We start from the raw sequence: 23002 nt of genomic DNA, 5'->3' as shown, positions 1-23002 counted from the left end.
ACCAGCCTAGTCAGATTTCCGGAAGCCATCGCATGACCCTCGACCTTACCGGCCGCGTTGCGGTCGTCACCGGTGCCTCGCGCGGCATCGGCTATTTCATCGCCAGGGAATTGGCGGCCGCCGGTGCGCATGTCATCGCGGTAGCCCGCACCGTCGGCGGGCTGGAAGAACTCGACGACCAGATCAAGGCGGCCGGCGGCCAGGCGACGCTGGTGCCGCTCGACCTCGCCGACATGGCTGGCATCGACCGGCTGGGCGGTGCCATTAACGAGCGCTGGGGAAAGCTCGACATCCTCGTCGCCAATGCCGGCGTGCTCGGCGTCATCTCGCCGATCGGCCATGTCGAGGCCAAGACCTTCGAGAAGGTGATGACCATCAACGTCACCTCGACCTGGCGGCTGATTCGCTCCGTCGATCCGCTGCTGCGGCTTTCGGATGCCGGACGGGCGATTATCCTGTCTTCGAACGCCGCGCATTCGGCGCGCGCCTTCTGGGCGCCGTACGCTGCATCGAAGGCAGCGGTGGAGACCATGATGCGCTCCTGGGCGCATGAGACGCAAAGCCTGCCGCTGCGCATCAACGCCGCCGACCCCGGCGCCACCCGCACCGCGATGCGGGCGCAAGCCGTGCCCGGCGAGGATCCCGAGACGTTGCCGCACCCGTCCGAGATCGCCAGACGCATCGTGCCGCTGGCCAGCCCGGACCTCAAGGAAACCGGCCTGATCTTCCAGGCCAAGCACAACCGCTTCGTCGCCTACCGGCAACCGGAATAAGCTCGAGCCTTCGATGCCGACGAGGCGGCCATGGTGGGTCGTCACGACCCCGGCGGTCTCGACGCCTCGGCGGCTGTTCTATTGTTTTGCGGCCGATTGAATTGTGGCGGCTGCAACACGCAAGCCCAGAAATCCGCCGGTCATGCTTTCGTCATTTCCGAGGAGTTGTTAGGGTCGGATGGCTCCCTCACCAAGCGCCCTGCTGGGCAGAACAAGGAAAACTCCATGGCTACCACCGCAGCATTGGTCTGGTATCTGGTAATCGCCGGCCCACAGGGCGGCATGGTCGTGCTGCCAAGCACCTTCGACAAGCGCGAACAGTGCACCGCCGCGATCACCGAGTATCAGAAGCAGCCGACACCCGCCGGCTGGTCGGTACAGTGCGTACCGAGCGCCTCGCCCTTCACCGACGAAGGCGATGCCGAAGCGCCGTCGGCGCAGTAAGCACCAGGAATCACAAGGCCCGCGGCGGCCGCCGCGGGCCTTGTGATTCATCAATGCGCGCTCACCGTCAGCTCAGGCTTCTGATTGATGGTCTGGAACACGACGCAATAGCGCTCGGTCAGCTTCAGCAGCGAATCGATACGCTCCTGCGGCTCACGCGTGTCGAGATTGAAATTGAGCCGGATGGCGCGAAAACCGACCGGCGCATCCTTGGCGACACCGAGCGTGCCGCGAAAATCAAGGTCGCCCTCGGCCTCGACCGTCGCGGCGCCGAGCTTGAACTCGAGCGCCGTCGCCACAGCCTTCAGCGTCACCCCGGCGCACGCCACCAGCGCCTCGAGCAGCATGTCGCCGGAACACAGTTCGAGCCCCGAGCCGCCTGTCGCCGGGTGCAGGCCGGCAACAGCGATCGCCCTGCCCGTCTCGACCTTGCAAGCGATCGACTGGTCGTCGATCGTGCCCTTGGCTCGCAGCGTGATCAGCGCGCGCGAAGCATCGCCGCGATAAGCGTCCTTCAGCGGCGCCTGCATGGCCTTCAATCCGGTCGCGTCCATATCCAGCCTTTCGATAGCTTCTCGTGCACCACAATTCCTTTCCTGCGGCGCCGCCTAATGGTGTCCCTCACCCGCGTCACGCGTTCGCCTGCGACTTCACATGCGCGATGTAGCCGCGCACGTCGCCGGCCGGGCCGGCATAGGCCTTGCCGAGCTTCTTCTCCATCGCAGCCATGTATTCCTTCGCCCATTTGGGCAAGGCGTAGTTTATGACGGCGAGGAACTCGAGGGTCGCCGCCAGACGGATGTCGGCGATTGAGGGGTTTTTGCCACCGATGAACGGCTTGCCGTTGCGGAAGAAGGAATGGAAGACCTCGAGCGGCTCGGCAATCGCGGCGACCGCCGCCTTCTGCGCCTCGGATTTCCTCTCCGGATGGGCGTCGCTATGGCCGACTTCGCCGGCATATTGCGGAAAGCCGAGTGCCGGATATGTGGCGCGCGCCACATAAGGATAGAGCGTGCCGATCAGATAAAACATCGCGCTGTCTATCATCGCCCGTTTGGCTGGCGCCTTGGGATAGAATTTCTCCAACCCATGTTTGTTGGAAAGGTATTGCATGATGGCGCAGCTCTCCCACAGCACGCCGCGCGGCAGGCCCTTGTCCTCGATCATGGGCGTCAGATGGGCCGGATTGCGCGCCATGTATTCCGGCGAGCGCGTTTGTCCCCACGCATCGGTCTCCGCATGGTCCAGTCCGGCGGCGCGGGCAAAGACACGAACGGTCATGTTGTTGACGCTCGGCTTCAGCATGCTGATGGTCAGTGCCTGTTTCTTTGCCGGTTTTGCCTTGGACGCCGTCTTGCCGGCAGCTGCCTTTGGCGCCGTCTTGGCCGCTGGTTTGGCCGCTGCTTTTGCCGCCGGCTTCGCGGCCGTTTTTGCTGCCGGTTTTGACGCTGGTTTGGTCGCCGGTTTTCCGGCGCTCTTCGTCACTGCCTTTGCCACGTAGTCCTCCCTTGCCTGTTCAGCCTTCAATACGGATTTTTGGGTGCTCGGTCGGCCGACAATGTCGCGCGCGCGCGTTCCACCAGCGCCTGGATGGCATCAGCCAGATGCACTTCGGCGATGTTGTAGTCGCCGCGTGCGACGCGAAGCTTATGCGCCTCCATCAGCACGTCGGCATGAGTGGAGCCCGCGGGCGGCTCGAAGCGGTAGGAGGCAAGCTCGATCAGCAGGCCGAGCGGATCCTCGAAATAGATCGAATCCATGAAGCCGCGATCCTTGACGCCGCTGTGCTTGATGGCGCGCTCGTCGAGCCGGGCGACCGCCTGAAGGAAGGTGACGCGCGACACCGCAAAGGCGATGTGATGGACACAGCCCGTGTCGGTCGGGGTGCGGCGCTGCACGGCCATGCGGGCCTCGTCGGTGAAGATGGTGATCAGCCGGCCGTCGCCCGGATCGAAATAAAGATGGCTTTCACTCGGCTTGTCGAGGTTGGGCTGCTCGAAGATGAAAGGCATGCCCAGCGCACCTTCCCAGAAATCGATCGAGGTCTGGCGGCCGGCGCCGACCAGCGTGATGTGATGGACGCCTTGCGACTGCAGTTTCCGCATCGGCCTTCTCCCCCGCAATATCCGCCCTGGCACAGACGGCCCGTCGGGCCGCGCCCGCGCATGCTACATCCGGCATGAGCTGAGCGCCAATTTCTTGTTTGTTCGCCGACGTTCCGCGCGCTTGCCCTTCGGCTTCCGCTTTATAAGGCGATGCTAAACCAATCAGCCGTGCCGCGCCAGAAGCCGCATCGCAGACAGGCTGTATTTCGCGCTGCCGTCCCCTGCCCCAACGCAAGCACGGCGCTGGAGCTGCGCCGTCCGCGATTTCGCCCGTATAGCTGGCGGGAGCGGAGCCGTCAGGGTCGGACCGCCCTCACAAGCAGGCGCACGCCTTATGGCCGACATCGCCATTCTCGACACACGGGAAAGGGTTCTCGCCGGCATCTTTTTGACCGGCGCCGCCTACTTGCTGTTTTCGACGCAGGATGCCTCGATCAAGCTGCTGGTCACCGGCATGAGCGTCTGGCAGATCATGTTCTTCCGCAGCATCACCATTCTCGGCGCGTGCGCAGCCATCGGCGGGCGGGCGCTGTTTGCCGACACGGTGCGCTCGCCGATCGTCCGGCCGATGCTGGTGCGCAGCGCCTTCACGCTTGCCGCATGGCTTTGCTATTACAATGCCGCGCGCAGCCTGCAGCTTGCCGAACTGACCACCGTCTATTACGCGGCCCCGATCATCGTCACCGTGCTTTCGGTGGTCCTGCTCGGCGAAAAGGTGCCTGTTCTGCGCTGGCTGGCGGTTCTGATCGGCTTTGCCGGTGTCTTCGTTGCCTGCGATCCCGCCCATCTTGGCCTGTCGGTACCCGTGTTGCTGGTGCTGACGGCGGCCTTCCTGTGGGGCATCGCCATCGTACTCCTGCGCAAGACGGCCCTTGCCGAGCGCTCGATGATTCAGCTCCTCCTCAACAATTTCTATTTCCTGGTGTTTTCGGTGGTGCCGGCCCTGCTGTGGTGGCATACGCCGGACCCGGCGCAGTTGCTGCTTCTTGCCAGCGTCGGTGCACTTGGCGGCCTGGCGCAATATCTTCTCTTCGAAGGCATGAAGCGCACGCCGGCATCCATCCTGGCGCCACTCGAATACACCTCCCTGTTGTGGGCGTTCGCGCTCGGCTTCGCAATCTGGGGCGACGTGCCGCGCCGCGAGGTGTTTCTGGGCGCCGCCCTTATCGTCGCCGCCGGCCTGCTGATCGTCGGCGGCGAGCATTTCCGCAAGCGGCTTTGATGTTCATTATTGCTGACGCTACGATGTCAGGATGGAGTGGCGTAGTTTTGCGGCATGACTGATGTGACAGCCACCACCGACACTGTCGCCGAGCGCACGCTGGGCATCATTCTGGTGTCATCCTCGGCTGCCGTGTTCGGGCTGACCGGCGTGCTGACCAAGTCGATCCATGCCGATCCGCTGACGATCACCTGCTGGCGCGGCTTTGTCGGCTCGATCCTGATCAGCCTCTACGTGCTCTGGCGCCGCCGCGCCGGCAACCGTGAACCGCTGCGGCTTGGCTGGCGCGGCTGGCTGCTGGCGGTTGAAGGCGCGCTGGCCAGCATCGCCTTCATTTCGGCTTTCAAGTTCACCTTCGTCGCCAATGTCGCGGTCATCTACGCGACGTCGCCCTTCATTGCCGCCGTACTGGCCTGGATGTTGGTGCGCGAGCCCTTCCGCCTCCAGACGATGGTGGCCGCGGCGGTGTCGCTGTGCGGGGTTACCATCATGGTGTGGTCGGGTTTTGGCACCGGCAACCTGTTCGGCGACGGGCTGGCACTGCTGATGACGGCCGGCAGCGCGCTCTACATGATCATGGTGCGTGCCTTCCGCGACACGCCCGTGGTGTGGGCCGGCGCGGTTTCAGCCTTCCTGTTGTTCATACTCGGCTGGTTCGTCACCGATCCCCTGGCGGTCTCGGCAAGGGACGCCATTCTGCTTGTCACCTTCGGCGCGTCCTTCGCGCTGGCTTCAATTCTTTGGACGGAAGGGGCGCGGCTTATCCCGGCGCCTGAATCCGGCCTGCTCGGCTCGGCGGAAGTGCCGTTCGCGATCCTGTTTGCATTCCTGTTCCTGGCCGAGATACCGCCGGCGGCCAGCATGGTGGGCGGCTCGATCGTGCTCTGCGCGGTCTTCGCCCACGCCGGCCGCGACTGGCTGAAGGCACGCTCCCGGCAAAGGTCGTCAAATATTTCTTAAAAAATTTCCAAAGTCACGGAACCATCACCGTGCCCAGACATTATTGCTGCGACGGGCCACCCCCCAAGTCCCCCCAAACCCCTCGGCCCGTCCTACTCCCAAGCCGACCGCAAGGTCGGCTTTTTCTTTGCAATGGAACAGCCCGACGCAGGTCGGCTTTTCTTGCCAACGGATTGGCGATGGGACTCGGCGCCTCGCCAAATCAGCGGAGCGCGTCGGATAGAGCGAGGTTGCCGCTTGGGCAGCCGCCAGATCGCCTGCGGAAGCATCGAAGACGGCGCCCGTTGCGCATTGACCTTGCCTCGACTTCCGCTAGGCTCTGCCCCCGAAGCGGCCGCACAAGAGCCGCGATGACAAGAATCGTTGGGAGACAAGCGGCATGATCCTGGCACTGGCGCTGCTCGCGGGCCTGGTTATAGCCTGGCTGCTGATCGGGGCGGTGGAAAAGTTCCGCCTCGGCCTGCGCTTTACCCAGGCGCTGCTCTACGTGCCGTTCAAGCTGGCGTACCGGATCAGCGACGATCGCATCAGGGTCGCCCGCAAGGCGCAGGCGCCGGTCATCTATGTCATCTCGCACCAGTCGCGCCTCGAGCCGGCGCTGATGCTGTCGCTGCTGCCGGACGACACGCTGCACATACTCGACGAGGTCTCGGCGCGCTCGCCCTGGCTCGAACCCTGGCGCGAACTCGGCCGCACCATTGCCTTCAACGCCGAACATGTCTTCGTAAGCCGCCGGCTGGTGCGCGTGCTGAAGGGCAAGGGCCGGCTGGCCGTCTATCTGCCGGACGCGGTCGAGCCTGACGTCAAGACGTTTCGGCTGTTTCGCGCCGTCACCCGCATCGCCATGCAAGCCGATGCCCGCATCGTGCCGATTTTCGTTGCCGGCGCACGCAGCCTGCCGGCCTCGCTGACACCGGCGGACAAGGCACCGCGTCACTGGTTTCCACGGTTGTCGATCAGTGTCCTGGAGCCGATGACGATCGCCGAACTGGTGGCGCGCAACCCGGACCAGGCCTCGAACACCAATGCGCTGTTCGACCGCGTCGCCGAGGCCCGGCTTTTCGGCACCGACCTCGATCGCGGCCTGTTCCTGGCCATGCGCGACGCCGCCAACCGCGTCGGCGCGTCGCACCCGATCATCGAGGACGTCATCTCCGGTTCCCTGACCTACCGCAAGATGTTCATCGGCGCGCGGGCGCTGGGCAGGCGCTTCGAGGCGGTGACGGCGCCGGGCGAAGCGGTGGGGGTGATGCTGCCCAACGCCAATGGTGTCGTGCTGTCGTTCGTCGGCCTTCTGTCGGCGGGCCGCGTGGCGGCGATGATCAACTACACGGCAGGGGCGGCAAGCGTAACCGCGGCGGTACGCACCGCCGTGATCCGGACCGTTGTCTCCTCACGTGCCTTCGTCGAGAAGGCCGATCTCGCCGATATCGTCGCCGCCGTCGAAAAGGGCGGCGCCAGGCTGCTGTGGCTGGAAGATGTGCGCCAAAGCATCACCACGGCGGACAAGCTTGCAGCCGCCCTGCTGTGGCGCCTGCCGCTGCGGCGGCAGGATGCGGCCAAGCCGGGCGTGATCCTGTTCACCTCTGGCTCGGAAGGCACGCCGAAGGCGGTTATCCTGTCGCAAAAGAACCTTCTCGCCAATGCCATGCAGGCCGAGGCGCGGATCACCATTTCGCCGGTGGACATCCTGCTCAACGTGCTGCCGGTGTTCCATTCGTTCGGCCTGACGGGCGGCACTATCCTGCCACTGGTCACCGGGGTAAAGCTGTTCCTCTATCCCTCGCCTCTCCACTACAAGATCATCCCCGAGATCGCGCGCAAGGTGAAACCGACCATCATGTTCGGCACGGACACGTTCCTCGCCAACTATGCGCGCACCGCCAAGGACGGGGATTTTTCCAGCCTGCGCTTTGTCGTCGCCGGCGCGGAGGCGGTGAGACAGGATACCCGCCGCGTCTATCGCGAGCGCTTCCAGGCCGAGATCATCGAGGGGTTTGGCCTGACCGAGGCGGCGCCCGTCGTTGCCGTCAACACGGCGATCCACGGCCGCGACGGCACGGTCGGCCGGCTTTTGCCGGCCATCCGCATGAAGCTAGAGCCGGTGGAAGGCATCGATGATGCCGGCCGGTTATGGCTCGACGGGCCGAACATGATGATGGGCTACATGACCGCAGACCGCCCCGGCGAGCTACAGCCGCTGACCGGCTGGCACGACACGGGCGACATCGTCGCCGTCGACCGCGAAGGTTTCATCAGCATTCGCGGCCGCGCCAGGCGCTTCGCCAAGATCGCCGGCGAGATGGTGTCGCTAGGAGCGGTCGAGATGCTGGTGCAGTCGCTTTGGCCGGAAAAACGCCACGCGGCGGTGGCGGTGCCGGACAAGAGGCGGGGCGAGCGCATCGTGCTGGTCACCACCGCCGGCGATGCAAGCGCCGAGGAGCTGCGCCAATTCGGCAAAAAGGCCGGAGCGGCCGAACTGATGGTGCCCAACGACATCGTCAAGGTCGAAGAAATCCCGGTGCTTGGTTCGGGCAAGACCGACTATGTGTCGACCTGGAAGCTGGCGATCGACCGGCTGGGGCTTGGCGTGGCGGCCTGAGTCGTATCAACGACTTCGGCCGACTTTCTAATCTATGTTCGAAAGGCTAACCTATGTCCGAAGGCGACACCTTCTCGCCTTCCAGCTTGGCGCGCTTGGAATAGGCGCGCACGGAAAACGGCAGGAAGATCAGGTAGCCCGCGACCGATGCCGTCAGCGTGTACCAGGGATAGGTCATCAGCAAGAGCACGTAGAGGACGACGGCGAGGATGACCGGCAGCACCCTGTCGCCGGGAATCTTGATGCTCTTGCCGGAATAGACCGGCAACCGGCTGACCAGCAGGAAGGCAACCAGGATCGTGAAGCCGGTGGCGACGAAGGCGGCCGGCCGGCTGGGCTCCACACCAAGGCGCAGGAAATAGAGATAGAGCGGCAGCATCACCAGCACGGCGCCCGCCGGCGCCGGCACGCCGACGAAATATTCGCTCTGCCATATCGGGCGCTCGGCCTTCTCGTCGTCCAGCACGTTGAAGCGCGCCAGCCGCAACCCACAGGCGATCGCGAACAGGAGTGCAGCGATCCAGCCCGGCGAGCCGGCGCGGTCGAGCAGGAAGGCATAGAGCACCAGGGCAGGAGCGACGCCGAAATTGACGATGTCGGCCAGCGAATCCATCTGCGCGCCGAATTTCGAGGTCGCCTTCAGCATCCGCGCCAGGCGGCCGTCGATGCCGTCGAGAAAAGCAGCCAGCAGCACCATCACCACCGCCGGCTCGAAACGGCCCTCGAAACCGAAGCGGATGCCGGACAGGCCGGCGCAGATGGCAAGCACGGTGACGAGATTGGGCAGCACCATGCGCATCGGGATCTCGCGGATGCGCGGACCGCCGCTGGCATGGGCTTCGAATTTTTTATACTGCGTGCCCACCGGTCAGGAAATCCGTACGAGGGGCGTGCCGGTGATGCCGCCGAATTCGGCCAGTACGGTTTCGCCGCCGACCGCCGTCTGGCCAACGGCAACGCGCGGTGTGGCGGTCAAAGGCAGGAACACGTCGACGCGCGAGCCGAAACGGATCAGGCCGAAACGTTCGCCGATGGCGATCGAGCCGCCGGCCTCGGCCCAGCAGACAATGCGGCGCGCCACAAGGCCGGCGATCTGGACTGCCGCCACCGTTCCGTTTGGACTGTCGATAACAAGGCCGTTGCGCTCGTTCTCGGTGCTCGCCTTGTCCAATTCGGCGTTGAGGAACTTTCCGGGGCGATGTTCGATCTTGGCGATGCGGCCGCGAACCGGAGAGCGGTTCACGTGGCAGGAAAAGACGTTCATGAACACGGAGATACGGGTCATCTCGACATTGCCGAGGCCAAGCTCGCGCGGTGGCACGGCGGGTCCCACCGCCGAGACGATGCCGTCGGCGGGGCTTACCACCAGGCGGTCGTCTACAGGCGTGACTCGCTCGGGATCACGAAAGAAATAGACGCACCAAGCGGTCAAGATGAGGCCGATCCAGAAGAGGATCCACGAGAAATAACCGATGAAAAGCGTTGCCGCGCCGAAGGCCGCGATGAAGGGATAGCCTTCGCGATGGATCGGTACGAATGCGTTCTTGACCGTGTCGACAAGGCTCATGGGATGGGGGAGGTCCCTGTTTCAAGTCCGGCCTCAATAGCCGAAAGGCCCCCTCGCCGCAACGCGACAATGGGGGGCGGATGGCGGGTCACTGAAGACGGATACCCCGAAACGCGAGCAGATAGCTATCCAGCGGCAGCGGAGCGATCAAAGTGCTCGTCGAGTTCGGACATGGTAGCCTCAGCGAGCTTTTCGTCATCCTTGCCCCGCAAGAGCAGACCGCCATTCGGCGAAGACAAAAAAAGGAAGGCCCGGTCCGACGCCGTCACCACCCAGTTCACGAGGGGACCTTCCGCAGTTTGCACGATCGAGTTCGCCGACACAACTGCACCCACAGGATCGAACCCGGCTTTGCGCAACAAAAGGTCGACTGCGACCGGAGCATGGAATTGCTCGGCCAATTCGATAACCGCGTTGATCTCCGGTCCTTCAGCATGACCAAGCCGCACGCCGATTCGTGGTGGGTTCGCTCCCAACGAGTTCTCACTCGGGCGTACGATCGGTGGATCTTCGGGCGCGATATGTTCGTAAACGGCAACGCTTGCCTTTGTTTTGGCGCACAGCCGGAGCTCTTTCGAACTGGTTCGAAGCTGGAAAACCAGCTGCTTTTCGCCTTCGACGTCCAATATCCTTGCCATCCCGAATGCCAGCTTGATCTCCGGTGGTGATATTTTTGCGCAGGCTAGGCCGGCGCCAACCTCGCGCTGGCTGAACATCTGGCGCACCAGTTCGCCAACCGACTCGTGAAGAAGCCTGCCTTCGCGCTGGGGGTTTGCCAGCACCAGTTGGTCGATGGCATCGTCGTAATCGTCATCATCGACAATTTGCAGATCGGGCCAGGACGTGATCCATCGCGCAAGCAAATCCTCCATCACCACGGCTTCGTCCGCTTCGTAAAATGCGTCATCGAGCGTATCCAGGAAATCGTCGCGACCACCCTCGAAGCCCGTTTGTTTCGCCGCTTTGTCGGGATGTCTGGCAACCCACGCCGACATCTTCTCCAACGTCGCCAACTGACCCTCTGCACCGCAAGCAATGAGCGCAGCTTTGGCGTTGGCAATCATTGGGTATATTTCTTCGTCTGCGTTATGGATAAATTGGCTGTGGCCGCCGTTCTTTACCTCCGAGGAATACCAGTCCGCGTGAAATACCTGCATCGCCTTGGGGTTGATCTCTGAGTCCCGATATAGCCCTTTGGAAATCATGTTCACGGTGAATTGCATGACGGCGACGACAAGCTGAAAAGGCTTTTCGCCAGCCTGTTCGATCTTCGAACGAGGCACGACGATCAGGGGCACCAGAAGGCTACCTCCCTTGGCCTCCGAAGCTAGGCCTTTCTTCTCGGAGGATTCTTTGGATCTACGCGAGAAAAACCCAAACATCGAAATTTGTCCGAAGTAAATTGGCGATTATTCTGTCGAGACAATATCACTGGTCGTCGGAGATAAAAGCCCTTGCTATTGGACAAGATGAGGACGCCCACCGACCAGGCGCCGCGGCGCTAGGAAGACCTTACACCTCCGGCACGCGCTGGTAGTTGGCGATGTCTGCCTTGACACCCAGGCGCGCAATGGTTTCCTGCGGATTGAAGGCGATGCGCTCATGCGCGGCCTTGACGATCGGCACGACATTGTCGACGGCCGCCTGGCTTTCCCATTCGACGATCGTCACCAGGTTGAATTCGCCCGGCCCCGAAAATTGCTCGAGCACGAAATCCTGCACGAAACCCTGCTGCTGGCGCAGCAATTCGTGGGTTGTCCTCACCTTGACGAGTATCTCCTCGCGGGCGGCGGCGGGGACGACGAACTTGTCGACCCTGAACACGCTGCCGCCATCAATATTATAATTTGTCTTGCTCATTTCAATCGTTCCGTTCTCTTGAACCATGTCGTTTTGGGCTCCAAGAACGGCGTACAATCTCAACCAAAGTTGAGGTCAAGCGCAAAGATCAATTTACCTCCGATGTCCGCCGGCGAACAACGACGCCAAGCTCGTCGCTTTCGCGAGCTATGCGCAGCCGCTCCTCGGCTTCGGTCGCCTCTCGCTGGCGGTCCCACATCGAGGCGTAGAGTCCGTGCTTTCGCATCAGCTCGACATGGGTGCCGCGCTCGGCGATCTGGCCATCCTTGAGTACGATGATCTCGTCGGCCGAAATCACCGTCGACAGGCGGTGGGCGATGACGATGGTGGTGCGGCCCTTGCTGACCAGGTCGAGTGCGGCCTGGATTTCCTGCTCGGTGTGGCTATCGAGCGCCGAAGTGGCTTCGTCGAGCATCAGGATCGGCGGCGCCTTCAGGATGGTGCGGGCGATCGCCACGCGTTGCTTCTCGCCGCCGGAAAGCTTCAGCCCGCGCTCGCCGACCATCGACTTGTAGCCGTCGGGCAGCTTCTCGATGAACGGTCCGATCTGGGCGAGTTCGGCAGCCTTGCGCACATCTTCCTCGCTGGCGCTGACGCGGCCATATCGGATGTTGTAGGCGATCGTGTCGTTGAACAGCACCGTGTCCTGCGGCACCATACCGAGCACTGCGCGCAGGCTGTCCTGCGTCACATCCCTGATATCCTGGCCGTCGATCAGCACCTGGCCGGACTGCACATCGTAGAAGCGGAACAGCAGCCGTGAGATGGTCGACTTGCCCGCACCCGACGGCCCGACAATGGCGACCGTCTTGCCGGCCGGCACCTCGAAGGAGATGCCCTTCAGGATCTTTCGGTTCGGATCATACGAGAAATGCACGTCGCGGAACTCGACCTTGCCGGCGCTGACCCGCAGAGGCCTGGCATCCGGCCTGTCGACGATCTCCTGCGGCACGTCCAGCAGGTCGAACATGTGCTCGATGTCGGTCAACCCCTGCCGGATTTCGCGATAGATGAAGCCGATGAAGTTGAGCGGCACCGACAGTTGCACCAGCATGGCGTTGATGAAGACGAAGTCGCCAACCGTCTGGGTGCCGGCCTGCACCTCCAGCGCCGACATGCACATGACGACGACCGTGCCGAGACCGAAGATGGCGCCCTGGCCGAAGTTCAGCCAGCCGAGCGAGGTCCAGGTCTTGGTGGCGGCGATCTCGTAGCGCGCCATCGAGCGGTCGAAGCGTTCGGCTTCCATCCATTCATTGGTGAAGTACTTGACCGTCTCGAAATTGAGCAGCGAGTCGATCGCCTTGGTGTTGGCGTCGGTGTCGCTGTCGTTCATGTCGCGGCGGATCGAGATGCGCCAGTCGCTGGCCTTGACCGTGAACCAGACGTAGATGCAGACGGTGATCGCAACAACGGCTACGTATTTCCAGCCATAGGTGAAGCCAAATATGCCTGCGGTCAGCGCGAATTCGAGGATGGTCGGCGCCGTGTTCAGCATGATGAAACGCACGATCGTCTCGATGCCCTTGGTGCCGCGCTCGATGATGCGCGACAGGCCGCCGGTGCGGCGTTCCAGGTGGAAGCGCAACGACAGTTGATGCATGTGCACGAAGGTGCGGAACGCAAGCTGACGCACCGCATGCTGGCCGACCCGGGCAAACAGCGCATCGCGCAGTTGGTTGAAGCCGAGCTGGACGAGCCTGAGCACATTATAGGCGATGACCAGCATCACCGGGGCGAGCATGAATGACGGCAGCGGCGGAGGCGTTTTGAAGCCGCCCGCCAGCGCATCAGTTGCCCATTTGAAGAAATAGGGACCAGCGACCAGAGTCACTTTGGCTACGACCAAGAGCAGCGTCGCCCAAGTCACCCTTGCCCTTAGGTCGGCGCGGTCGGCCGGCCACATATAGGGCCAGAGGTTGCGCACTGTCGTGAGTGTTGAAGTGTCGGCGGAGACGGTCTTTTCGGCCACTTTTCTTGCCTTTTAGGTGAGAGGGTCAGCGGCTGGTTGAGCAGCAGGAATTGATGAGCGCGTTCAGCGATGCCGAAATCTCGGCAAGTGCCACGCGATCGACCGCGTAGCGCGATCGCTGACGGTCGGGCTCGAACCGGACCAGGCCGGCCTCGACCAATATTTTCAGATGCTGCGAGATGGTCGACTGCGCCAGGTCGAAATGGTCGACGACCTCACGGCAGCAGCAGGAATTGCTGGCTGACAGATGCTTCAGTATCTCGATCCGAGCAGGATGCGAAAGCGCCGCGAACCGCGCCGCGACAGCGCGACTGTCCGGCATGCAGCCAGGCGGTGCGGTGGCGGCGAGGTCTGGCACGGGGATACATTTTGTCATCGTTCATCGGCGATAGACGATGAACGATGACAGGGCAAGCTGGGCCGATGGGTAGATTGCCGGAATTGCCTATCTATCCCTATTGCGTCTTGGCCGGTGCCTTCGTCGCCTGCTCCCCCATGGCCTTGAGGTCGGCCGCATCGCCTTCCTTCGACTTTTCAGGGACTTTGAACACCTGCCCCGGCCAGATGCGATCAGGATCCCTGATCTGATCCTGGTTGGCGAGGTATATGGTGGAGTAGCGCACGCCGCGACCATAGACGCGCCGTGAAATCCGCCACAGCGTATCGTTGCGCCGGATGATGACCGCGCCGTCGGCATGTTCGAGCTTGGGCGACACGACTTCAGGCACGTCGCTTGGCGGCGTGGCTGCCGCGACGACGGCCGGGGCCTCTGTGGTGGGAGCCGGCGCGGTCTCCGCTGGAGCAGCGGCTGGGGCTTCCGCGGTAGCAGGCACAGCGGACTTGGTCTGGGGGGACTTGGTCCCGGCCGGCTTGGTCCCGGCTGGCGCGACAGCGGCGACCGCCTCGCCCGGCTCACGCTCGAATGGCACGGCGGCGCGAGCCACCACCTTCACGCCGTCGGCATCAAGGCCGTCGACATGGATGGTATAACTGCCGATCGGAATGTCGTGCGTCGCCTCGACCAGGAAATGGCTGTCGGACGATGTCTGTGCGTCGCCGAGCAGAATGTCGTTGGCGTAGGCGCGCACCTTGCGGCCCGGATCTGCGAGGCCGGCGACAAAGATCTTCTTGCCGTCGATCTCGACCGCCTCGACGACGATCTTGGGTCCGGCCACAGCTGTCGCCGGCACGGCCTCTGCCGCTGGAGCGGTTTTTGCTTCGACCATGGCCGGCGCGGCGGGCGCAGGAGCGACCGTCGCCGGCGCTTCAGTAACCGGAGCGGCGGCCTGCTCGCCGGTTGCTGGCGCCGGTTTTGTCTCGGGCGCCGGAACCGTCAACAATTCGGCCGGCTTGCCAGGTTCCTCGACCATGGCCAGCACCTGCCCAGCCGCATTGGCAGGCACCGAGACGACGGCGGTCTGCGCCGAGGCAGTCACGATCGTGCCGACCGTCGAGCGCAGGGCGATCGTATAGTCGCCGGGCTTCAGCGGATCGTCGAGCACGATAACAAAGGCTCCATCGGGGCCTGCCACCGTGGAGCCGATCACCATCGTGCCGTTGAGGATTTCGACCTTCGAGTTGGGCGCCGCGTTACCGGCAACGACGATCGAACCGTTGCCCTCGACGCGCACGACGTCGAAAGTCGGCGCGATCGGACCGGCCGTCGCGGGTGCCGCAGGCGCCACTGCCGGGGTCGTCGCCTCCGTTGCCGGCGCGGCCGGGGTAGTTGCGGCAGGCACCGCCGGAGCCGGCAGGCGCCCTTCCGTGCCGGAGTCCGCTGGCTTTGGCGGCGTCAAGGCGGCTACCTGCGCCGGTGGGGCCGGATGAAGATACGGGTCGAGTACGCCCGATACATAGGCTGTTCCCACGGCCGCGACGGTCCCACCCGCCGCGAACAGAAACGCCTTCAATGGATTAATCGCCATATTTCCCTACCCCTTAGCCACCTAACGCCGGTCTAGCGTGTTTTGCCAAAGCCGACAAGAAAAAGCCCGCCCTTGCCTGCCCTTGGGGCTTGACCAGGCTTTCAGACCCAATCACCAATCATTCGTATGAACACGATTCGATCCGTCTGCGTCTATTGCGGCTCGTCTCCGGGCCGTGATGAAATCTATGCGAAGGCCGGACACCTGCTTGGACGTTCAATTGCCAGAGCAGGCCTGCGGCTGGTCTATGGCGGCGGCACCAAGGGTATCATGGGCGCCGTCGCCGAAGGCGCGCTCAAGGCCGGCGGCAAGGTGACGGGCATCATTCCGCGCTTCCTCATCAACAAGGAAGCAACCGAAACCGCGCTTGACCGGCTCGACGAGTTGTTGATCACCGACAACATGCACGAGCGCAAACATAAGATGTTCGAAAAATCCGACGCCTTTGTGGCGCTGCCTGGCGGCATCGGCACAGTCGAGGAGATCGTCGAGATCATGACCTGGGCGCAACTCGGCCATCACCGCAAGCCGATCGTCTTCGGCAATGTCAGCGGATTTTGGGATCCGATGCTGTCGTTGCTTGATCACATGACGGGAGAGGGCTTCATTCACACCGCGCAGCGTGTGAAGCCGCTGGTCGTCAACGACCCCGAGGCCATCGTCGCCGCCATCATGGTGGCCGGGTCCTCGGTCGACGCGCCGACGGAAGGCGTACAGTCGGTGATCGACAAGATGTGAGATCGAGGGAGCAAGGCGGTAGGGAGAAACACTGCCTACCGCTCCTGCCTGCTGCCCTCCCTCCGGTCAGCGTCCCGCAAATCGGCGATCACCGCGCGCCGGTCCTGCCGCCGCCAATCGAGATGGATGGAAGCCATGCGCCCGCAGTCGCTGCGACATTCCGGCAGCGGCATGATGTTCGAAGCCGGCGGCGATGCCAATGCCCGAGGGCCGAAGCGCTGAGGTTGACGGTCGCGACAACCGAAGCCGTCAACCTGGCGCCAAGGCGACAAAGCGCCTTGCATGTCATCAGGCCACACGGCACGCTGGTGCCGCCGCTTGCCGGGGCCAGACGAGCCTTCGCTGGCGGGCGATAAATCGCAATCGATGAAGGTGCAAATTGCATTCGACTGACTATCTCGGCCGCCTGTTCGGCCTCGAAGGCAAACATGCCTTCATCACCGGCGCCAGCCGCGGCCTGGGCCTTGCCTTCGCGGAAGCGCTTGCGAGCGCCGGCGCGCGCGTCACGATCGGCGGCCGCAAGGCCGACGATCTCAAAGCGGCCGCGGACGGGCTGCGCGCCGCGGGCTATTCGATCGCGGAAGCGGTGATCGACGTGACCGACACGCGGTCGGTCGACAGGGCGATCATGGCGGCGGAAACCGGTACTGGACCGATCGACATCCTGGTCAACAATGCCGGCATCCAGCGACGGGCGCCGCTGGAGACCTTCAGCGACGCCGATTGGGACGCGCTGATGGCCACCAACCTGGACGGCGTGTTCAAGGTGAGCCGGGCCGTCGCAAAGGGCATGATCGAGCGCCGGGGCGGTTCGATCATCAACGTCTCCTCGGTGCAGAGCGTGCTCGCGCGCCCTTCGATCGCGCCTTACGCGGCGAGCAAGGGCGCCATCACCATGCTGACCAAGTCGATGGCCGGCGAATGGGGTCAGCATGGCGTGCGCGTCAACGCGATCGCGCCCGGTTATTTCAAAACCGAGCTCAACGCCGCATTGGTCGCCGACGAGACATTCTCCACCTGGCTAACCGGGCGCACGCCGATGCGGCGTTGGGGCGAGGTGCGGGAACTTGCAGGCGCTGCCGTGTTCCTGGCATCCGATGCCGCCAGTTTCGTGAGCGGACAAACATTGCTGGTGGATGGCGGGATCACCAGCGTGCTTTGAACGCGCGACCGTTGGCTGGCCGCGTCCTGCTTTCCAGTTGCACGCCGTCACGAAACAGTCACACTAAATCAGGGATGCCATGCTAGAGATTTCGCTTGGCCGCCCCCGCGACCCCGACCGCATCAGAGACCGGCGAAGCCGCCATGAACATCGCCCTCCCCTCCGAAGGCACCGACCTGTCGCCTTACCTGCCCGATGAGCACGGGCTGTTCTTCCTCTATCATTTCACCGCTGATGGCTCCCGCACGAAGGACCCCGGGCAGGCGCAGTGGACTTGGCGGAGCTACCAGATCACCGATCTGCATGCACGCCAGGAGATCGGCGCAGAGAAGGCCCTGTCGGCGCCGGCGCGCGATGCTTTCCTGGCGCCCAGCCATGGCTGCCACATCGACTATGACGATGGCTGGCTCTATGGCGATCTGCCGGACCTCAAGCACGACTTTTCGGAGGCACGCGGACTCGTCCATTTCCGCTTCGCCTTCAATGACACGATGCTGATCGGCGCCCGCAAGCAGCCGCTGGAGTCGGTCGACGCCGTCCGCAAGATGGTGGAAAATGGATCACGCAAATTCCGCTCGCCGTCGGACCTGATCGAAGCCATCATCGGCCAATCGCTGGACGGCATGGCGTTCGAGCTCGGTAAGCTCGGCGATACGCTCGACGGCATCGAGGACCGTGTCGTGCGCGATGCATGGCACAATGAGCGGCAAGCGCTGGTCGAGGCGCGCCGGCAGTTGGTGGTCATTCACCGGCAAATGGCGACGCTCACAAACCTGTTCCGGCACCTCGACCATGCCCATCGCGACGAGCTGCCCGACGCCATAAACGACATGGCCGCAAGGCTCTCGAACCGCGCGCAGACCCTTTATCACGATGGCGAGCAGTTGCAGGCGCGCACGAGGCTGCTGCAGGACGAACTGATGGCAAAACTGACGATGCAGTCGAACCAGCTGCTCTACATTCTGTCGGTGCTGACGGCGGTGCTGCTGCCGATGACCATCATCTCGGGCCTGTTCGGCATGAATGTCGGCGGGATGCCGCTGGTCAACACCCCGTCGGGCTTCTGGGTGGTCACCGCCGTATCGCTGCTGATCGCGGGAGCGATCTATCTTTTCGTCAGGCGGCTCGGACAGCTGTAGCCCGGCGCGCGGTCGACAGCATGGACCAGGAATAGATCCCAAGCGCCGCCCAGATCAGGGCAAAGGCGATGGCCTGCGTGGTGCCGAACGGCTCGTCGAAGATCAGCACGGCAATCAGAAACACCATGGTCGGCGCTATGTACTGCATGATGCCGATGGTCGAGAGACGCAACAGCTTGGCGCCAAAGGCGAACAGCAGAAGCGGCACGGCAGTCACCGGCCCGCAGCCGATGAGCAGCGCGGTGTCGGAGCCATTGCTGGAGACGAAGTGGTCCTGTCCGGTGGCGATCAGGACGATGATGTAGCCAAGCGCCGGCACCGACAGCAAAAGCACTTCGAGCAGGAAACCCTGGCTGGGACCGATCGGCAGCGTCTTGCGGAAGAAGCCGTAGGCGGCGAAGGAAAACGCCAACGCCAGCGACACCCAGGGCAGCTTGCCGCCCTCGATTGTCAGCACGGCGACGGCAACCGCCGCAAGCGCCACCGCCGCGATCTGCAACCGGTCGAGCCGCTCGCCGAGCAGCAGCGCGCCGACCACGACGCTGACCAGCGGGTTGATGTAATAGCCCAGCGCGGTCTCGACGGTGCGGTCGACGGCGATCGCCCAGACATAGATGCCCCAGTTCACCGAGATCAGCGCCGCCGTCAGCGCCGCCATGGCTATGGTGCGGGGCGAGCGAACCGCCGCCTTGAAGTCCGCCGTGCGGCCGGCCCAGACCAGGACCGCCGCGGCGATCGGCACTGACCAGACGATGCGATGCGCAATCACCTCGGCAAGCGGCAGATGCGCCACCGCCTTCATGTAGAAGGGCAGCAGCCCCCACAAGAGATAAGCACCAAGCGCCAGCAGGAAGCCGCGGCGGGCTTTTGCATCTGCGTCCGGGGTATTTGCTTCAGCGGCCATGGCCCAACGCTATGGCCCAGTAACCCTGGCAAGACCATCGCAAAGTTCTGATGGATCAATGGACTTTCGCTGATGGTTCAAACTTACTCGGCCGCAACCAGGCCCGCCATCTCGCGGTTCTTCATCAGCTTGTAGATGATCGAATCCATCAGCGCCTGAAACGAGGCGTCGATGATGTTTTCGGAGACGCCGACCGTCCACCAGCGCGCGCCGGTGCCGTCATGCGATTCGATGAGCACGCGGGTGATGGCCTCGGTGCCGCCATTGAGGATACGCACCTTGAAGTCGGCAAGTTCGAGATCGGCGATCTCGTTCTGGTATCTGCCGAGATCCTTGCGCAGCGCGAGGTCGAGCGCGTTGACCGGGCCATGGCCCTCGGCCACCGACATTTTCTCCTCGCCTTCGACCAGCACCTTGACCACCGCTTCCGACACCGTCTTCAACTGGCCGTTGGCATCGAAACGGCGCTCGATCATGCAGCGGAACGAGGTGACGTGAAAGAACTCGGGCAGGCCATGCAGCATCTTGCGCGCCAGGAGTTCGAAGGAGGCGTCGGCGCCCTCATAGGCATAGCCCGAGGCCTCGCGCTCCTTGACAACCGATATCAGCGCGTCGAGCCGGTGATCGTCCCTCGGCACATCGATGCCGCGCCGTTTCAACTCGGCGAGGAAATTTGCCTTGCCGCCCTGGTCGGAGACCATGACGCGGCGGCGGTTGCCGACCGATTCCGGCGGCACGTGCTCATAGGTCGCCGGCTCCTTGGCCAGTGCGGAAGCATGGATGCCGGCCTTGGTGGCGAAGGCGGAAGAGCCGACATAAGGTGCCTGCGCTTCCGGGGCGCGATTCAACAATTCGTCGAAGGCGCGGGAGAGCCTGGAGATGCCGGTCAGCGCCTCGGCTGAAATTCCAGTCTCGAAGCGGTCGGCGAAAGCCGGCTTCAGCGCCAGCGTCGGCACGATCGAGACCAAATTGGCGTTGCCGCAACGTTCGCCAATGCCGTTCAGCGTACCCTGGATCTGGCGCACGCCGGCCTCGACGGCGGCAAGGGAATTGGCCACCGCCTGGCCGGTGTCGTCATGGGCGTGGATGCCAAGATGCTCGCCGGGAATGCCCGCGGCGATGACCTTTTCGACGATTGCCCGCACTTCCGAGGGCTGGGTGCCGCCATTCGTGTCGCAAAGCACCACCCAGCGCGCACCGGCATCATAAGCCGCCTTTGCGCAGTCCAGCGCATAATCGGGATTGGCCTTGAAACCGTCGAAGAAATGCTCGCAGTCGACCATTGCTTCCTTGTTTGAAGCGACGGCGGCCTCGACCGAAGCCTTGATGGCGGCAAGATTCTCCTCGTTGGTACAGCCAAGCGCAACCCGAACGTGGTAGTCCCAACTCTTGGCGACGAAGCAGATGGCGTCCGATTGCGACTGGACGAGCGCGGCAAGGCCCGGATCGTTGGAGGCAGAGACCCCAGCCCGCTTGGTCATGCCGAAAGCGACGAATTTGGCCGTCGCCGTGCGCTTCTGCTGAAAAAACTCAGTGTCGGTCGGATTGGCGCCGGGATAACCGCCTTCGACATAGTCCATGCCGAATTCGTCGAGCAGTTTGGCAATCGCGATCTTGTCCTCGACCGAAAAGTCGATGCCCGGCGTCTGCTGGCCATCGCGGAGCGTGGTGTCGAAGAGATAGAGACGCTCGCGGGTCATCGTCATTTTCCGGCAAACTTGTCCGTAGCGCGGATCAGCCGGTCGAGGATGCCGGGCTCCGAATAGGCGTGACCGGCGCCCTCGATCAGGTGGAAGTCGGCCTTCGGCCAAGCCTTGTGCAGCGCCCAGGCATAGCGCGCCGGACATGGCATGTCGTAGCGGCCATGGACGATGGTGCCGGGAATATCCCCGAGCTTCCACGCATCGCGCAGCAGCTGCCCCTCCTCCAGCCATCCGGCATGGACGAAATAATGGTTCTCGATGCGGGCGAAGGCCACCGCATAGTCGTCTTGGCCAAAGGGACCGCTGGTTTCAGGCTCCGGCAGCAGCGTGATCGTCTCGCCCTCCCACAGGCTCCAGGCGCGGGCCGCCTCGATCTGCGCCTTGCGATCGGACCCGACCAGCCGCTTGCGGTAGGCGGCCATCATGTCGCCGCGCTCGGCCTCGGGGATCGGGGCCAAAAAACGCTCCCATTTGTCGGGGAACATCTCGGAGACGCCGAACTGATAATACCATTCGAGCTCTGCCCGCGTCAGTGTGTAGATGCCGCGCACCACAAGCTCGCTGACGCGATCGGGATGCGTCTGCGCATAGGCGAGCGCCAGCGTCGAGCCCCAGGAGCCGCCGAACACCAGCCATTTGTCGAAGCCGGCCATCTGGCGCAGCCGTTCGATATCGGCGACGAGATGCCAGGTCGTGTTGGCCTCCAGCGAGGCGTTCGGCGTCGATTTTCCGCAGCCGCGCTGGTCGAACAGGATGACATCGTAGAGCTTCGGATCGAACAGCCGCCGGTGTTTCGGCGAGATGGTGCCGCCCGGTCCGCCATGCAGGAACACGGCCGGCTTGGCGCCCTTGGTGCCGGCGCGCTCCCAATAGACCATGTGGGCGTCGCCGACATCGAGCATGCCGCTGTCGAATGGTTCGATTTCCGGATAGAGGGTGCGCAAGCTCATAATTTCAGGCCCTGTTGCGGCCAATTGGCCGTTTCGTGATCGGGGTGTTGGAAGGAGATGATCCGCTCCTGCCTTGTATAGTAGTCGGGATCGTCGTGGACAGGCTGATCGAAGATCGTCTCCACCCAGGGAAGCCGAGCCGCGTAGTTGACCTGAATCCGCGGCGCCAGATCCGAGCGGTCGTCGAAAGCGCCGATGGCAATCTCGAGCCCGCCGGGCTGGCGGTAGGTCAGCGGCGTGCCGCAACGAGCGCAAAAGCCTCGGTCGATGTTGACCGACGACTGGAAATAGCTTGGTTCTTCATGGGTCCATTCGACGCCGTCCTTTGGCACCGTCACCAAGGCGCCGAAGAAGGAGCCGAACTGTTTCTGGCACATGCGGCAATGGCAGATGGACGGGCGGCCCAGCGCGCCCTTGATGCGGAAGCGCACGGCGCCACATTGGCAGCCGCCGGTTCGGACAGTCTCGGTCATGGTCTTTCTCCCGGCGGCCATTGGTCGGTGTCGTGATCGGGATGCTGGTAAGAAACAAGCTCGGCAAGATACGGGGCCGATCCCATATCCGCCATCGTGTCCTCGCCCGGCAATCGCGAAATGGAATCCACATAGGGCAGCTTTGCTTCCGTGCCCCATTGGATGGTTGGCGCGATACCAGCCGGATCGTCGAAGGCGGCTATCGCCAGCGCCATGCCGTCGGGCGCCTCGAAGGTAAGCGGGGTGCCGCATTCGGCACAGAAACCGCGCCAGGCGGCGTTGGAGGAACGGAACCGTCTGGGCTCGCCGCGTGTCCAGTCGAGCTTGGCGCCGCGCACGGAGACCAGCGGCAGGTAGAAATTACCGCTCGCCTTCTGGCACATCCGGCAGTGGCAAATCGAGGCGTCGCCAAGCGCGCCTTCGACACGGAAGCGCACCGCGCCGCACTGGCAGCCCCCTGTGTAGACCGGCCGGTTGTCGAGGCTCATGACCTGCTCCGATCC

24 protein-coding genes are annotated in these 23002 nt (G+C 63.5%); 9 read left to right on the top strand and 15 right to left on the bottom strand.

Going from position 1 to position 23002, the window contains the following annotated elements; genetic code table 11:
* Window positions 1–32: 32 nt before the first annotated feature.
* Both LB556_RS09410 and LB556_RS09405 read left to right on the top strand, forming a co-directional pair.
* On the top strand, window positions 33–773 hold the full coding sequence (locus LB556_RS09410; RefSeq protein ID WP_224566383.1) for an SDR family NAD(P)-dependent oxidoreductase: 741 nt from the start codon (window positions 33–35) through the stop codon (window positions 771–773).
* 225 nt (window positions 774–998) lie between these two features.
* Window positions 999–1217, top strand: a complete 219-nt coding sequence (locus LB556_RS09405) for a hypothetical protein (protein ID WP_140765447.1) — start codon at window positions 999–1001, stop codon at window positions 1215–1217.
* 50 nt (window positions 1218–1267) lie between these two features.
* Here the strand turns inward: LB556_RS09405 and LB556_RS09400 are convergent, their stop codons facing one another.
* Window positions 1268–1771 carry an OsmC family protein gene (locus LB556_RS09400; RefSeq protein WP_224566380.1) on the bottom strand — a complete coding sequence of 168 codons (504 nt, stop codon included), beginning with the start codon at window positions 1769–1771 and terminating at the stop codon, window positions 1268–1270.
* A gap of 76 nt (window positions 1772–1847) precedes the next feature.
* A complete protein-coding gene (locus LB556_RS09395; protein WP_224566378.1) occupies window positions 1848–2522 on the bottom strand; it encodes a glutathione S-transferase family protein in 675 nt (224 codons plus the stop codon).
* Between LB556_RS09395 and LB556_RS09390 the strand changes: the two genes are divergently transcribed.
* The gene (locus tag LB556_RS09390) at window positions 2497–2718 is read left to right on the top strand and encodes a hypothetical protein (protein ID WP_224566376.1); all 222 of its coding nucleotides are present in this window, start codon (window positions 2497–2499) and stop codon (window positions 2716–2718) included. The two genes, LB556_RS09395 and LB556_RS09390, sit on opposite strands and share 26 nt — an antisense overlap.
* A gap of 22 nt (window positions 2719–2740) precedes the next feature.
* On the opposite strand, the gene LB556_RS09385 is transcribed toward LB556_RS09390, so the two are convergent.
* Window positions 2741–3322, bottom strand: a complete 582-nt coding sequence (locus LB556_RS09385) for a VOC family protein (protein WP_224566375.1) — start codon at window positions 3320–3322, stop codon at window positions 2741–2743.
* A gap of 334 nt (window positions 3323–3656) precedes the next feature.
* Here LB556_RS09385 and LB556_RS09380 point away from each other — a divergent pair, with 334 nt between their 5' ends.
* The 3 genes from LB556_RS09380 (at window position 3657) to LB556_RS09370 (ending at window position 8106) form a co-directional block, all read left to right on the top strand.
* Entirely contained in the window at window positions 3657–4544 is an 888-nt protein-coding gene (locus LB556_RS09380; protein WP_224566373.1) for a DMT family transporter, read from the top strand.
* Between the two features lie 54 nt (window positions 4545–4598).
* A complete protein-coding gene (locus tag LB556_RS09375) occupies window positions 4599–5504 on the top strand; it encodes a DMT family transporter (RefSeq protein WP_224566371.1) in 906 nt (301 codons plus the stop codon).
* A 379-nt stretch (window positions 5505–5883) separates the two neighbouring features.
* The gene (locus LB556_RS09370) at window positions 5884–8106 is read left to right on the top strand and encodes an AMP-binding protein (protein ID WP_224566369.1); all 2223 of its coding nucleotides are present in this window, start codon (window positions 5884–5886) and stop codon (window positions 8104–8106) included.
* 46 nt (window positions 8107–8152) lie between these two features.
* Here the strand turns inward: LB556_RS09370 and LB556_RS09365 are convergent, their stop codons facing one another.
* The 7 genes from LB556_RS09365 to LB556_RS09335 form a co-directional block, all read right to left on the bottom strand.
* The gene (locus LB556_RS09365) at window positions 8153–8971 is read right to left on the bottom strand and encodes a CDP-alcohol phosphatidyltransferase family protein (protein ID WP_411908574.1); all 819 of its coding nucleotides are present in this window, start codon (window positions 8969–8971) and stop codon (window positions 8153–8155) included.
* A 3-nt stretch (window positions 8972–8974) separates the two neighbouring features.
* A complete protein-coding gene (locus tag LB556_RS09360; RefSeq protein ID WP_224566367.1) occupies window positions 8975–9673 on the bottom strand; it encodes a phosphatidylserine decarboxylase in 699 nt (232 codons plus the stop codon).
* Between the two features lie 125 nt (window positions 9674–9798).
* A complete protein-coding gene (locus LB556_RS09355; protein ID WP_224566365.1) occupies window positions 9799–10971 on the bottom strand; it encodes a DUF4375 domain-containing protein in 1173 nt (390 codons plus the stop codon).
* A 214-nt stretch (window positions 10972–11185) separates the two neighbouring features.
* On the bottom strand, window positions 11186–11533 hold the full coding sequence (locus tag LB556_RS09350) for an antibiotic biosynthesis monooxygenase (protein ID WP_224566363.1): 348 nt from the start codon (window positions 11531–11533) through the stop codon (window positions 11186–11188).
* Window positions 11534–11621: 88 nt separating this feature from the next.
* A complete protein-coding gene (locus tag LB556_RS09345; protein ID WP_224566362.1) occupies window positions 11622–13505 on the bottom strand; it encodes an ABCB family ABC transporter ATP-binding protein/permease in 1884 nt (627 codons plus the stop codon).
* 25 nt (window positions 13506–13530) lie between these two features.
* Window positions 13531–13881 carry an ArsR/SmtB family transcription factor gene (locus LB556_RS09340; protein ID WP_224566360.1) on the bottom strand — a complete coding sequence of 117 codons (351 nt, stop codon included), beginning with the start codon at window positions 13879–13881 and terminating at the stop codon, window positions 13531–13533.
* A 79-nt stretch (window positions 13882–13960) separates the two neighbouring features.
* Entirely contained in the window at window positions 13961–15430 is a 1470-nt protein-coding gene (locus LB556_RS09335; RefSeq protein WP_224566358.1) for a LysM peptidoglycan-binding domain-containing protein, read from the bottom strand.
* 126 nt (window positions 15431–15556) lie between these two features.
* Here LB556_RS09335 and LB556_RS09330 point away from each other — a divergent pair, with 126 nt between their 5' ends.
* The 3 genes from LB556_RS09330 (at window position 15557) to LB556_RS09320 (ending at window position 18469) form a co-directional block, all read left to right on the top strand.
* Window positions 15557–16168 carry a TIGR00730 family Rossman fold protein gene (locus LB556_RS09330; RefSeq protein WP_224566356.1) on the top strand — a complete coding sequence of 204 codons (612 nt, stop codon included), beginning with the start codon at window positions 15557–15559 and terminating at the stop codon, window positions 16166–16168.
* A gap of 379 nt (window positions 16169–16547) precedes the next feature.
* Window positions 16548–17330 carry a glucose 1-dehydrogenase gene (locus LB556_RS09325; RefSeq protein ID WP_224566354.1) on the top strand — a complete coding sequence of 261 codons (783 nt, stop codon included), beginning with the start codon at window positions 16548–16550 and terminating at the stop codon, window positions 17328–17330.
* A 143-nt stretch (window positions 17331–17473) separates the two neighbouring features.
* Window positions 17474–18469, top strand: coding sequence for a transporter (locus LB556_RS09320; protein ID WP_224566352.1), 996 nt, complete (start codon window positions 17474–17476; stop codon window positions 18467–18469).
* On the opposite strand, the gene rarD is transcribed toward LB556_RS09320, so the two are convergent.
* From rarD to LB556_RS09295, 5 genes are all read right to left on the bottom strand, one after another.
* Window positions 18447–19373, bottom strand: a complete 927-nt coding sequence (rarD, locus tag LB556_RS09315; RefSeq protein ID WP_224566350.1) for an EamA family transporter RarD — start codon at window positions 19371–19373, stop codon at window positions 18447–18449. The two genes, LB556_RS09320 and rarD, sit on opposite strands and share 23 nt — an antisense overlap.
* 83 nt (window positions 19374–19456) lie before the next feature.
* Window positions 19457–21079 carry a citramalate synthase gene (gene cimA / locus LB556_RS09310; RefSeq protein ID WP_224566348.1) on the bottom strand — a complete coding sequence of 541 codons (1623 nt, stop codon included), beginning with the start codon at window positions 21077–21079 and terminating at the stop codon, window positions 19457–19459.
* Complete coding sequence (gene pip, locus LB556_RS09305; protein ID WP_224566346.1) at window positions 21076–22026, bottom strand: prolyl aminopeptidase; 951 nt, start codon at window positions 22024–22026, stop codon at window positions 21076–21078. The genes cimA and pip overlap by 4 nt, the downstream gene beginning before the upstream one ends.
* Window positions 22023–22499, bottom strand: coding sequence for a GFA family protein (locus LB556_RS09300; protein WP_224566344.1), 477 nt, complete (start codon window positions 22497–22499; stop codon window positions 22023–22025). Before LB556_RS09300 ends, pip begins: the two co-directional genes overlap by 4 nt.
* The gene (locus LB556_RS09295) at window positions 22496–22987 is read right to left on the bottom strand and encodes a GFA family protein (protein ID WP_224566342.1); all 492 of its coding nucleotides are present in this window, start codon (window positions 22985–22987) and stop codon (window positions 22496–22498) included. Before LB556_RS09295 ends, LB556_RS09300 begins: the two co-directional genes overlap by 4 nt.
* Between the last annotated feature and the right edge of the window lie 15 nt (window positions 22988–23002).

It is taken from the genome of Mesorhizobium sp. ES1-4, assembly GCF_020164745.1.
Classification (GTDB): domain Bacteria; phylum Pseudomonadota; class Alphaproteobacteria; order Rhizobiales; family Rhizobiaceae; genus Mesorhizobium.
The sequence above is the reverse complement of the archived record's forward strand: the minus strand, read 5'-3'. Positions and strand labels throughout refer to the sequence as shown.